Source organism: Vibrio sp. ES.051 (genome assembly GCF_002563795.1).
Taxonomy (GTDB): Bacteria; Pseudomonadota; Gammaproteobacteria; order Enterobacterales; family Vibrionaceae; genus Vibrio.
In genome coordinates, this window is the sequence record NZ_PDJL01000004.1 from 927,437 (window position 1) to 939,826 (window position 12,390).

Genomic DNA, 12,390 nt, shown 5'->3' on the forward strand with positions numbered 1-12,390 from the left:
CTCCCGCACCTGCGGGAGTTTTTGTTTAAATAAACCCAAGAAACTTCCAAAGCAATTTCCCAAGCAACGCTTTTTAGCTCATGTTTGCTAGTAAGCGTCAAAATACATTAAAAGGTGAATTATGGCAGGTCATAGTAAATGGGCGAATATTCGTCACCGTAAAGCAGCGCAAGATGCGAAGCGCGGCAAAATCTTTACCAAATTAATCCGTGAAATCGTTGTTGCGGCAAAAGAGGGCGGCGGTGAGCCAGAAAATAACCCACGCTTGCGAGCTGCAATTGATAAAGCTCTGTCCAACAACATGACGCGTGACACCGTCAACCGCGCTGTCAGTCGAGGCGCTGGTGGTGAAGGTGATGACAACATGGAAACCGTAATCTATGAAGGTTATGGTCCCGGTGGCACCGCAGTCATGGTCGAATGTATGACAGATAACCGAAATCGCACAGTATCTGGCGTACGCCATGCGTTCTCGAAGTCAGGCGGTAATCTGGGTACGGACGGTAGCGTAAACTATCTTTTCGACAAGAAAGGGGTGATCTCATACGCTCCAGGTTTAGATGAAGAGGCGGTGATGGAAGTGGCGCTAGAAAGCGGCGCTGATGACATCGAAACATCAGAAGATGGCTCGATTGATGTTTACACTGTTCCGGCAGAGTTCGGCAGCGTTAAAGATGCACTCGATACCGCGGGCTTTGAAGCGCAAAATGCAGAAGTGTCATTAATTCCTTCAACTCAAGCAGAATTAGATGCGGCCACCGCACCTAAGTTATTACGTTTAATTGATGCCTTAGAAGATCTTGATGACGTTCAAGAGGTATACCACAACGCTGATATTTCTGATGAGGTCGTGGCGACGTTAGGATAAACGCATTTAATAGGGAGTGAACGGATACTCCCTATTGAGAAAAAGCAATAATAAGAGGCTGAGATCAAATTCGATCTCATTTTTTAGGAATATTCATGTCAATTATTTTGGGCATTGATCCAGGCTCACGCATTACTGGTTATGGTGTGATTCGCCAAAATGGGCGTCATTTACATTACTTGGGTAGCGGCTGTATTCGAACATCAGAGAAAGAATTGCCTGGCCGGCTCAAACAGATTTATGCCGGTGTCACCGAGATCATTACGCAGTTTCAGCCGGACGTTTTCGCGATTGAGCAAGTTTTTATGTCGAAGAACGCCGATTCGGCGCTCAAGCTTGGGCAAGCACGTGGCAGTGCAATTGTCGCAGCGGTCAATGCAGATCTTCCAGTTTATGAATACGCTGCTCGTCTGATTAAGCAAGCCGTCGTAGGAACTGGTGGGGCCGATAAAGCCCAAGTTCAGCATATGGTTCAGCAAATGCTAAAACTGCCAGCGAAACCGCAAGCAGATGCGGCCGATGCATTAGGCGTGGCGATTTGCCATGCCAATACCAACAAAACCTTGGTGGCTTTATCAGGCAAAGCCACCAGTGCCAGAAAAGGGCGCTACCGGTAAAATTAACTGGATGTCTATCCAGTTCTTTATTATCCTGTCGCAAATTCATTCCTAAAGAGTAGTTATAGTGATTGGACGTCTGCGTGGCACACTGATTGAAAAACAACCACCTGAAGTGTTAATTGAAGTTAACGGCATTGCTTATGAAGTTCAGATGCCGATGAGCTGTTTTTATGAACTGCCAAATGTTGGTGAAGAAAGCATTATCTATACTCATTTTGTGGTACGTGAAGATGCACAATTGCTCTACGGCTTTAATACCGTAAAAGAACGTGCGCTATTCCGTGAAGTCATTAAAGCGAATGGTGTTGGCCCTAAGCTGGGGTTAGGTATCTTATCAGGCATGACTGCCAGCCAATTTGTCACTTGTGTGGAGCACGAAGATGTCTCGACATTAGTTAAACTGCCTGGTGTGGGCAAAAAAACAGCAGAACGTTTAGTGGTTGAAATGAAAGACCGTTTGAAAGGCTGGGGAGTGGGTGACTTGTTTACGCCGTTTTCTGACTCAGCGCCTGCGGATTCAAAATCGTCTGCGTCTAATAACGCTCAAGAAGAAGCCATCAGTGCACTGCTTGCTTTAGGATACAAGCCAACTCAAGCATCAAAAGTGGTGTCTCAAATTGCTAAGCCGGATATGAGCAGTGAACAGCTGATCCGTGAAGCACTAAAGTCAATGGTGTAACGGTAAGTTCAAGGTAACAATATGATTGAAGCCGATCGTTTAATCGCTCCAGAAAACCCAGTCTTCCGTGATGAAGATGTCATTGATCGTGCAATTCGACCAAAGAAGCTGATGGATTACCAAGGTCAGGACCATGTTCGTGATCAGATGGAAATTTTTATTAAAGCGGCTCAACTACGAAGTGAAGCACTTGACCATTTACTGATCTTTGGTCCTCCAGGTTTAGGTAAAACGACGTTAGCGAATATTGTCGCTAATGAAATGGAAGTAAACATCCGTACAACTTCCGGACCTGTGCTTGAAAAAGCGGGGGACTTGGCAGCACTGTTGACGAACTTAGAAGAAAACGATGTTCTCTTTATCGATGAGATTCACCGCTTAAGCCCCATGGTCGAAGAGGTGCTGTATCCCGCGATGGAAGACTACCAGTTAGACATCATGATTGGTGAAGGCCCGGCAGCACGTTCCATTAAAATCGACTTGCCTCCATTTACACTTATCGGTGCGACGACTCGTGCTGGTTCATTAACTTCACCATTGCGAGATCGCTTTGGTATCACTCAACGCCTTGAGTTCTATAAGATCAAAGATCTCCAAGATATCGTTCAACGGAGCGCGAACTGTTTAGGTTTATCGATGGAGCCTGAGGGAGCATTAGAGGTGGCTCGACGAGCTCGTGGCACGCCACGTATCGCGAACCGTTTACTGCGTCGTGTTCGTGATTATGCAGAAGTGAAAGGGAATGGTCATATTTGCCTTGAAGTAGCAGATAAAGCGCTGAATATGCTTGATGTGGACGCCGAAGGTTTCGATTATATGGACCGTAAGCTACTACTCGCGATTATGGAAAAATTTGGTGGTGGCCCAGTCGGGTTGGATAATATGGCAGCAGCCATAGGCGAAGAGAAAGATACCATTGAAGATGTGCTTGAGCCTTATCTTATTCAGCAAGGCTATTTACAACGCACGCCACGTGGACGAGTCGCCACAGATCGCGCTTATCTTCATTTCGGAATTGAAAAATAAGATTTTAGAGCTGAGTAGTTGTTTTGCTCAGCCTCTTATCATTCGTGACCGACCTCTCATTTATTGAATTTCTTCTCAGACTCACTAGGTAAAAAAAAAGCATTGATTGTTAACGCCACGTTTGCATGCAATGGGTTAGTTCCTCTCTTGATTACTCTCTGGTTACATCCGTATCTAATTGCGCTTGATCTGGATCAGTGTGATGGTTTTTTGTGCAAGTCTGGCGCGTAAACATTGATGTATATCAAAGCATATCCCGCCTATAAACCTTTTGAAACAATCTGTTTTTACAAGTAATATTAGTCCTAGCTATATTAGCTGATGCTTAACAATTAACTAACCAATGAAGCACATTTTTGCAACAAAGGACGGTGATAATTCAACACTTTTCAAGTGTGAATAACACCTGAATATAGATTGCAATATGTAGAGAGTGTCATTCAGCCGACACATAGGAGTTACCATGATTGACGTAGTTGATCTATCGCGGTTGCAATTTGCACTGACAGCGATGTATCACTTCCTATTCGTACCATTGACCCTTGGCATGGCCTTCCTTTTGGCCATTATGGAATCAATGTACGTAATGACGAACAAGCAAATCTATAAGGACATGACTAAGTTCTGGGGTAAGTTGTTCGGTATTAACTTTGCACTTGGTGTGGCAACAGGCCTTACCATGGAATTCCAGTTTGGTACTAACTGGTCGTATTACTCCCACTATGTTGGTGATATCTTCGGTGCGCCGCTGGCGATAGAAGCACTTGTCGCATTCTTCCTAGAGTCAACTTTTGTTGGTCTATTTTTCTTCGGGTGGGATCGTCTATCTAAACGCCAGCACTTAGCGGTTACTTGGCTTGTTGCTCTAGGCTCTAACTTCTCTGCACTTTGGATCCTTATCGCAAACGGCTGGATGCAAAACCCTGTAGGCGCGGACTTCAACTTCGAAACCATGCGAATGGAAATGGTGAGCTTCTCCGAAGTTATCCTAAACCCAGTAGCTCAGGTTAAGTTCGTGCATACGGTGGCTTCTGGTTACACTTGTGGCGCAATGTTTATTCTAGGCATCAGTTCATACTACCTATTAAAAGGTCGTGATGTTGCGTTCGCTCGCCGATCATTCGCTATTGCCGCTTCATTCGGTATTGCCGCGATTTTATCAACAATCGTTCTGGGTGATGAGTCTGGATACGAGCTGGGTGAAGTTCAAAAAGTAAAATTAGCTGCAATCGAAGCAGAGTGGCACACTGAGCCAGCGCCGGCAGCGTTTACGTTATTTGGTGTACCTAACCAAGAAACCATGCACACAGATTACGCGATTAAGATCCCTTACGTAATGGGTATTATTGCCACACGTTCTTTTGATGAGCAGGTTACTGGTCTGCGCGATTTACGCGATGATCACGTTGACCGTATTCGTAACGGTATGTTCGCGTACGAGCTACTTGAAAAGCTACGAGCGGGTGACAAATCTGACGCTAACATGACGGCATTTGATGAAGTGAAAGGCGACCTAGGTTACGGCCTATTGCTAAAGCGCTACACAGACAACGTAGTTGATGCAACAGAAGAGCAAATCCAAGCCGCTGCGGATGACTCTATCCCTACAGTATGGCCGTTATTCTGGTCGTTCCGTATCATGGTTGCTTGTGGTTTCATCATGTTATTCGTCTTCGGTGCGGCATTTGTCCAAACCTGTCGTCAGAAAATTGAGCAAAAACAATGGATTCTTAAAGCGGCGCTATTGAGTATTCCACTACCGTGGATCGCGATTGAAGCAGGTTGGTTTGTTGCTGAATATGGCCGTCAGCCATGGGCTGTCGGTGAGATTTTACCAGTACACGTAGCTGCATCTGCACTGACTGCAGGTCAAATCTGGACTTCACTATTCGCAATTCTGGCGCTTTACACGGTATTCCTAATTGCAGAAGTTTACCTAATGTTGAAATTCGCTCGTAAAGGCCCTAGTAGCCTGAAAACGGGTCGCTACCACTTTGAGCAAAACACTGACTCTGTTGAAGACAAAGTTAGTCGCCAAGTAGAAGCGTAAGGCAAGGAGATAACAAGATGTTTGATTACGAAATCTTGCGATTCATCTGGTGGGTACTGATCGGGGTTCTACTAGTTGGTTTTGCAGTAACAGACGGTTTCGATATGGGTGTAGGCGCGCTTGTACCTATTATCGGTAAAAACGACACACAACGTCGTGTCATGATTAACTCAATTGCTCCTCACTGGGATGGTAACCAAGTTTGGCTTATCACTGCTGGTGGTGCATTGTTCGCAGCTTGGCCTTTGGTCTACGCAACATCGTTCTCAGGTTTCTACCTGGCAATGATATTAACGCTTGCCGCGCTCTGGTTACGTCCACTGGGTTTGGACTACCGTTCAAAGATTGAAGATCCAAAATGGCGCAGCACATGGGATATCTGTATCTCAATCAGTGGCTTTGTTCCGCCAATCATCTTTGGTGTGGCGTTTGGTAACCTACTACAAGGTGTACCATTCCAATTGAGTGAGTTCTTGATGCCAACGTACCATGGCTCATTCTTCGGTCTGTTAAACCCATTTGCACTGCTGTGTGGCCTAGTAAGCTTGTTCATGATTTTGATGCAAGGTTCGACTTGGCTACAAATGAAAACAACTGGCGAAGTGCATGTGCGTGCTCGCAATGTTGCCCAGCTGTCTGGTTTACTAACTGTTGCTGCGTTTGTCGCGGCTGGTTTCTGGATCCAAAACATTGATGGTTACGTCATTGTTGGCGGTATCGATACTAACGCAGCTTCTAACCCTCTAAACAAAGAGGTAATCCGAGAAGCTGGTGCGTGGATGAAGAACTTTGAAAACTACTCACTACTATGGGCTGCTCCTGTATTAGGTGTTGCAATGCCGCTTCTTGCTGTATTGGCATCTCGTCTTGAAAAATGTGCGATTTCGTTCATTACTTCAAGCTTGGGTGTGGCTGGTGTTATCTTTACTGCAGGTTTTGCGATGTTCCCATTCATCATGCCTTCAGACTTAATGCCAAGCCACAGCTTAACAATGTGGGATGCAACGTCATCTGAATTGACTCTGAACCTAATGACAGGCGTGGCGTTTGTGATGGTTCCAATCATCCTAGGTTACACATCTTGGACTTACTACAAGATGTTTGGTCGCCTTGATGATCAGTACATTGAAGATAACAAAAACTCACTTTACTAAGGAGCATTTACTATGTGGTATTTCGCATGGATTCTAGGTGTACTACTTGCTTGTGCATTCGGTATCATCAACGCTCTTTGGCTAGAGCACTCAGAAATGATGGATAAAGACAGTGAGTAATCTCGCTGTTAAGGTAGCTGAGCTACACGCACCAATGGATAAGACTCTTCTCAGAGTCTTATCTCTCATCCTTGGCTTTATGCACGTAGGACTGGTGATGTGGGAGCCTGAGGCTTACCATCAAGCGATTGGTGGGTTTAATGCGGTGATTGCGCCAGCGTTAATCTGGGCAGTGTGCTCAAGTATGGTCTACGGCGTGGGGTTTAAACCAAGAAAATGGTATTGGCAGTTGTTGTTCAGTCCCTATTTCTCGTTAGCTATCTTAATGTATTTAACGGCACTTTATTTCATCTAGAATGAAATACGCGGTTATAAAGGCGGTTATTAAATCATTGAATAAAAGCTAGGCGTCTTGCCTAGCTTTTTTATTTTTTCTACAAAAATCGAAAATATGCTTCCCACTCGGTGCCAATTGTTGCTGCTTAAGTTATAGTGGCCACTTTAAAGAATTGAATACATTGGGACTCTTTTGCAAGGCACATCAAATTTCTTCCGCTGGCCGATCACCGTGTACTATGAAGACACGGATGCGGGCGGTGTTGTATATCATTCAAACTATCTAAAATTCTTTGAACGTGCACGAACTGAGATGCTGCGTTCAAAAGGCATCTCTCAACATGTGCTATTGGAACAAAATATAGGCTTTGTTGTCCGACACATGGATATCGATTTCAATCACGGAGCGAGATTGGACGAACAGTTGACCGTTTTAACCCGAGTGTCAGAAATAAAACGTGCATCCCTGCAATTCTGTCAAGAGTTAGTCAATGATCAAGGCAAGATATTGTGTAAGACCTCTGTTAAGGTAGCATGTATCAATAATAAGAAAATGAAACCAATAGCTATTCCAACCTTTATCAATTCGGAGCTAATAAATAGTGACTGCTGATATTTCCATTTTAGATCTCTTTCTTCAAGCCAGTCTGTTGGTAAAACTCGTGATGTTGACATTGCTTGGCATGTCAATCGCGTCATGGGCGATGATCATGAAGCGAAGCAAAGTACTGTCTCAGGCGACAAAGAATGCAGAGTCATTTGAAGATAAGTTCTGGTCAGGTACCGATCTTTCGCAGCTTTATCAAAAAGTGAAAGCGCGTAAAGACGATATCTTCGGCACAGAAGAAATTTTTTATGCTGGCTTTACCGAGTTCGCTCGTCTACGTAAGAGCAATGCAAACTCGCCAGCATACATCATGGAAGGTACGGGCCGTGCGATGCGCGTCGCTGTATCACGTGAAGTCGATGAGTTAGAAACCAGTTTACCTTTTCTTGCAACAGTCGGGTCTATCAGCCCTTACATCGGCCTATTCGGCACTGTTTGGGGGATTATGCACGCGTTTATCGCACTAGGCGAGGTTAAACAAGCTACGTTATCTATGGTTGCTCCGGGCATTGCAGAAGCTTTGATCGCAACAGCGATGGGTCTATTTGCTGCGATTCCTGCTGTTATGGCTTACAACCGTTTAAGTAACAAAGTAAGTAAACTAGAGCATACTTACGCCACCTTCTCAGAAGAATTCCACAGCATCCTTCATCGTCAAGCGATGGCTGGCCGAGACAGCGCGGATAAGGAATAAAGCATGGCGGGTTATCAACCTAAAAAGCGGAAAATGACAGCGGAGATCAACGTTGTACCTTATATCGATGTAATGCTCGTACTGTTGATCATTTTTATGGCGACCGCACCTTTTGTAACCCAAGGTGTGGATGTCGATCTTCCAAAAACATCAACAGCGGAATCAATGCAAGAACTGGCTGGTGAAACTGATAGTAGTTTTATCATTATCGAAATCGACCGTGACGGTAACTTAGGGTTAAGTGTGAATGACGAAGAGGTTCAGCGCGGTCTATCACTGCAAGACGTGATTGTGAGAGTAAAAGCTGAACGCTCTATTAAACCTGATTCTCCAGTTGCGGTTGGTGGTGATGCAGCGACGCCATACGCTGACGTCGTATTGTTACTTGACGAACTAAGCCGTGCAGGTATCCCCAAAGTGGGTCTGATGACCGATATCAGGGAATAGACATCGAATATCTATGAAAGAGAACAAGAAGAAATCCAACCAATACACCAAACCGATAATGATATCGGTTGGTTTGCATGCGATTCTTGTTGCAGCTTTACTTTGGGGAGCAGACTTCACAATGTCTAAACCAGAGCCAACAGGGCAGATGGTTCAGGCAGTGGTGATTGATCCAAAACTTGTTCAACAGCAAGCGAAAGAAATTCGTCAGCAGCGCGAGAAGGCAGCCAAAAAAGAGCAAGACCGTCTTGATAAACTAAGGCGTGAAGCAGAGCAGCTAGAGAAAAATCGCAAAGCTGAAGAGGAGCAAATTCGTAAGCTAAAAGAACAACAAGCGAAAGATGCACAAGCCGCTCGTGAAGCAGAAGCTGAGCGTAAGAAAAAAGAACAAGCGCGCAGAGCGGAAGAAGAACGTGCCCGCAAAGAAAAACAACGCGCAGCCAAGCTTGAAAAAGAACGTAAAGCTAAAGAAGAAGCGGTACGTAAAGCTGAGCAGGAGCGTTTAGCCAAAGAAGCGGCGATTGCCCAAGCAGAAGAACAACGTTTGGCGCGTGAAAAAGCAGCAAAAGAAGCAGAAGAAAAAGCTCGTCGTGAACGAGAGGCTGCAAAAAAGGCGGAGCAAGAGCGTATTGCCAAAGAAAAAGCCGCGAAAGAAGCCGCAGAGCGAGAACGTAAAGCCAAAGAAGCGGCAGAGCGAGCTGAGCGAGAGCGGAAAGTACAAGAAGCTGCATTAGATGATATTTTTTCGGGCCTAGAAGATGAGGTAAGTAAAAACAGTGCAGCTCGTAACCAATTTATTGATGATGAAATTGCTCGTATGTCATCTATCTATACTCAAAACATTCAGCAAAAGTTGATTAAGGATGACTACTTGCTGGGAAAGGAGTGTAGAGTCAACATCAAATTGATTCCGACCGGAACCGATATGATGGTATCTGGTGTTACCGTGTTAGGTGGCGACACTCGAGTATGTGCAGCGGCGAAGCGAGCGATAGCTCAGGTAGGAACTTTCCCTAAGTCTTCAGAAGCTGCGGTCAATAAACGACTAAAAGATATCAACTTAACTGTTGCTTTGGACTAAAAGGAATAAGACGTGATTAGACGCCTTTTACTAGGAATGTTTGTACTGTTTAGCAGTATGACAAATGTGGCGAATGCCGCATTAGAGTTGGTCATTACCGATGGTATTGATTCAGCACGACCAATTGCTGTTGTTCCGTTTAAGTGGGAGGGCACTCAAGCGCTTCCAACGGATATTTCGGCTGTGATTGCATCGGATTTGCAGCGCAGTGGTAAATTCAGCCCAGTTCCAACCAGCAAGATGCCACAAACGCCATTTAGTGAATCAGAAGTCAATTTTGATGCTTGGACTACTCTCGGCGCAGATGCTTTGCTCACTGGCTCAATCAAGCAAAACGAGCAAGGTAATTATGTGATTAACTACCAACTTGTTGATATTGTTCGTGGCCAGTTAACGGGCGGAAAGAGCAAAGCATTGGGTAGTGATGGGGAGTTAGTTCTCTCTAAAGATCACGTGCTTTTCAATAAAGTAGCAACCGTTGAAGGGCCACGTATGCGTGAGTATGCTCACCGTATTTCTGACCTTGTCTATGAGGAATTGACAGGTGACCGTGGTGCTTTCATGACGCGTATTGCTTATGTGGTGGTGAATGATAAAGATCGCTTCCCGTATCAGCTGCGTGTGGCTGATTATGATGGCTATAACGAGCGTTTAGTTTTGCGGTCTAAACAACCCTTGATGTCGCCATCATGGTCGCCGGATGGGCAAAAGCTGGCGTACGTAAGCTTCCAAAATGGGCAAGCGGAAATTTTCATCATGAACATCTACACAGGTGAGCGTGAAAAGGTAACGTCATACCCACGTCATAACGGTGCGCCAAAATTTTCGCCTGATGGCAATAAGTTAGCGCTTGTTCTCTCCAAGACGGGTTCACTTCATGTTTATACTTTGGATCTAAAAACTCGTAAGCTAACACAAATTACGCGTGGCAGATCTAATAATACCGAACCGTTCTGGTATCCAGATGGAAAATCGTTGATCTTGACATCGGATAGGGGTGGTAAACCACAGATTTATCAAGTAAATTTGGACAGCGGTTCTACTAACCGTTTGACTTGGCAAGGTAGCCAGAATTTGGGTGGTCAGATTACTTCAGATGGACGATTCCTCGTAATGGTGAATCGTAGTAATTCAGGATTTAATTTGGCAAAACAAGATTTGGAAACAGGTGCTCTTCAAGTCTTAACTAAGACCTTGCTTGATGAGTCTCCTAGTATTGCCCCAAATGGTGGCATGGTCGTCTATAGCTCGATTTACAATAAGAAAAACGTACTATCAATGGTGTCAATTGATGGTCGATTTAAAGCGAGATTACCGGCAACAAATGGGCGTGTTCGAGCGCCTGCATGGTCACCGTTTTTGTAGTAATAAGTTTGATTAATAAAGGAAAATAAGATGCAACTGAACAAGGTTCTAAAAGGGCTATTAATAGCACTTCCTGTAATGGCTGTGACAGCGTGTAGTTCAAGCGATGATGCTGCTTCTAATACTGGCGCGGTAACAAACAATAATGGCGCTGTTGAAACGACAGTAGCTACGCCAATCGATCAAAGCGGCCAGCTAACTGAGCAAGAGCTAAAAGAGCAAGCGCTACGTGAAACTCAAACAATCTACTTTGCGTTTGATAACTCAACAATTGCAGCAGATTACGAAGAGATGCTAGCAGCGCACGCTTCTTACCTAAGCAAGAACCCGGCTCTTGACGTAACTATCGAAGGTCATGCAGACGAACGCGGTACACCTGAATACAACATCGCTTTAGGTGAGCGTCGTGCACAAGCGGTTTCGAACTACCTGCAAGCTCTGGGCGTTCAAGCAGATCAAGTCTCAATCGTTAGCTACGGTGAAGAGAAGCCACTTCTTCTGGGTCAATCTGATGAAGTTTACGCTAAGAACCGTCGCGCGGTTCTAGTATACTAATTCGAGGTAATCCTCATGTTCAGTAACACTAAGCGCGCTGTTGCGCTTACGTTACTGGCAAGTGCAGCGAATCTTGCGTTCGCTGCACCAGCTCCAGTATCCGATCTCAACAGCACATCTTCAGTCTCAAAGAGCCGAGTCTCTTCCGAAACGGACGTCGAGCGTTTAGAGCGTTTGCTACAAAATCGCAACCGTGTCCAACTCCAAATGCAACAGCAAATTGACCAAATGTCACAAGAGATCAGTGAACTCAGAGGTCAACTGGAGAGGAATAGCTATGAAATGCAGCAAATGTTGCAGCGGCAACGTGAGCTATTTGTCGAGCTAGACCGTGTGCGTGGTGAAATAAAATCAGCGCCCATACAAGAGACAAAACCTGCGAAAACCGGTGGCCAGTACACGCCTAACGTTGATGAGCAAACAGCATATCAAAATGCTGTCGATCTTATTCTCAAAAAGCGTGACTACGCAGGTGCTATCGCAGCATTCCAACAATTCCAGCAAGATTATCCCGATTCCACTTACTCTGCGAACTCATATTATTGGCTAGGCCAATTGTATTACGCTAAAAAGCAGGATGAAGAAGCGGTAAAAAGCTTTGCGACCGTGGTTTCTTATCAAGACTCCAATAAGCGAGCTGACTCTCTGGTTAAGTTAGGTGATATTGCTGAGCGCAACAACAATGCAGCGCAAGCGAAAAAATACTACCAACAAGTGGTTGATGAATACCCCGGTAGCGCATCTGCAAAACTTGCTAGCTCTAAGCTTTAATCAACAACATTTAAAAAGGAAGCCAAAGCTTCCTTTTTCTTTATGTATACTGAAATACCCTCAAAGAGCAGCGTTCA

15 protein-coding genes are annotated in these 12,390 nt (G+C 44.9%); all 15 read left to right on the top strand.

Features of this window, described 5'->3' with window-relative positions; genetic code table 11:
• Positions 1-121: 121 nt before the first annotated feature.
• The 15 genes from ATG66_RS10740 (at position 122) to ybgF (ending at position 12,313) form a co-directional block, all read left to right on the top strand.
• The gene (locus tag ATG66_RS10740; RefSeq protein WP_098415287.1) at positions 122-868 is read left to right on the top strand and encodes a YebC/PmpR family DNA-binding transcriptional regulator; all 747 of its coding nucleotides are present in this window, start codon (positions 122-124) and stop codon (positions 866-868) included.
• A gap of 95 nt (positions 869-963) precedes the next feature.
• Entirely contained in the window at positions 964-1,485 is a 522-nt protein-coding gene (gene ruvC, locus ATG66_RS10745) for a crossover junction endodeoxyribonuclease RuvC (protein ID WP_098415288.1), read from the top strand.
• A 67-nt stretch (positions 1,486-1,552) separates the two neighbouring features.
• Positions 1,553-2,167: a Holliday junction branch migration protein RuvA gene (ruvA, locus tag ATG66_RS10750; RefSeq protein WP_098415289.1), complete on the top strand. Its 615-nt coding sequence runs from the start codon at positions 1,553-1,555 to the stop codon at positions 2,165-2,167.
• 21 nt (positions 2,168-2,188) lie between these two features.
• On the top strand, positions 2,189-3,193 hold the full coding sequence (gene ruvB / locus ATG66_RS10755) for a Holliday junction branch migration DNA helicase RuvB (protein ID WP_098415290.1): 1,005 nt from the start codon (positions 2,189-2,191) through the stop codon (positions 3,191-3,193).
• 463 nt (positions 3,194-3,656) lie between these two features.
• A complete protein-coding gene (gene cydA / locus ATG66_RS10760; RefSeq protein WP_098415291.1) occupies positions 3,657-5,243 on the top strand; it encodes a cytochrome ubiquinol oxidase subunit I in 1,587 nt (528 codons plus the stop codon).
• Between the two features lie 17 nt (positions 5,244-5,260).
• Positions 5,261-6,397, top strand: coding sequence for a cytochrome d ubiquinol oxidase subunit II (gene cydB, locus ATG66_RS10765; protein ID WP_098415292.1), 1,137 nt, complete (start codon positions 5,261-5,263; stop codon positions 6,395-6,397).
• A gap of 12 nt (positions 6,398-6,409) precedes the next feature.
• Positions 6,410-6,517, top strand: coding sequence for a cytochrome bd-I oxidase subunit CydX (gene cydX, locus ATG66_RS10770; protein ID WP_000270284.1), 108 nt, complete (start codon positions 6,410-6,412; stop codon positions 6,515-6,517).
• Positions 6,510-6,812 (top strand): cyd operon protein YbgE, encoded by a 303-nt coding sequence (gene ybgE, locus ATG66_RS10775; RefSeq protein ID WP_098415293.1) that lies wholly within the window; start codon positions 6,510-6,512, stop codon positions 6,810-6,812. Before cydX ends, ybgE begins: the two co-directional genes overlap by 8 nt.
• A 174-nt stretch (positions 6,813-6,986) precedes the next feature.
• Positions 6,987-7,406, top strand: a complete 420-nt coding sequence (gene ybgC / locus ATG66_RS10780; RefSeq protein WP_098415294.1) for a tol-pal system-associated acyl-CoA thioesterase — start codon at positions 6,987-6,989, stop codon at positions 7,404-7,406.
• Complete coding sequence (tolQ, locus tag ATG66_RS10785; protein ID WP_098415295.1) at positions 7,396-8,094, top strand: protein TolQ; 699 nt, start codon at positions 7,396-7,398, stop codon at positions 8,092-8,094. The genes ybgC and tolQ overlap by 11 nt, the downstream gene beginning before the upstream one ends.
• Positions 8,095-8,097: 3 nt before the next feature.
• Positions 8,098-8,541 (top strand): protein TolR, encoded by a 444-nt coding sequence (gene tolR, locus ATG66_RS10790; RefSeq protein WP_098415296.1) that lies wholly within the window; start codon positions 8,098-8,100, stop codon positions 8,539-8,541.
• 13 nt (positions 8,542-8,554) lie between these two features.
• Positions 8,555-9,622 carry a cell envelope integrity protein TolA gene (tolA, locus tag ATG66_RS10795; protein WP_098415297.1) on the top strand — a complete coding sequence of 356 codons (1,068 nt, stop codon included), beginning with the start codon at positions 8,555-8,557 and terminating at the stop codon, positions 9,620-9,622.
• 12 nt (positions 9,623-9,634) lie between these two features.
• Positions 9,635-10,987, top strand: coding sequence for a Tol-Pal system beta propeller repeat protein TolB (gene tolB, locus ATG66_RS10800; RefSeq protein ID WP_098415298.1), 1,353 nt, complete (start codon positions 9,635-9,637; stop codon positions 10,985-10,987).
• 30 nt (positions 10,988-11,017) lie between these two features.
• Positions 11,018-11,542: a peptidoglycan-associated lipoprotein Pal gene (gene pal, locus ATG66_RS10805; RefSeq protein ID WP_098415299.1), complete on the top strand. Its 525-nt coding sequence runs from the start codon at positions 11,018-11,020 to the stop codon at positions 11,540-11,542.
• Between the two features lie 15 nt (positions 11,543-11,557).
• The gene (ybgF, locus tag ATG66_RS10810) at positions 11,558-12,313 is read left to right on the top strand and encodes a tol-pal system protein YbgF (RefSeq protein ID WP_098415300.1); all 756 of its coding nucleotides are present in this window, start codon (positions 11,558-11,560) and stop codon (positions 12,311-12,313) included.
• Positions 12,314-12,390 lie beyond the last annotated feature (77 nt).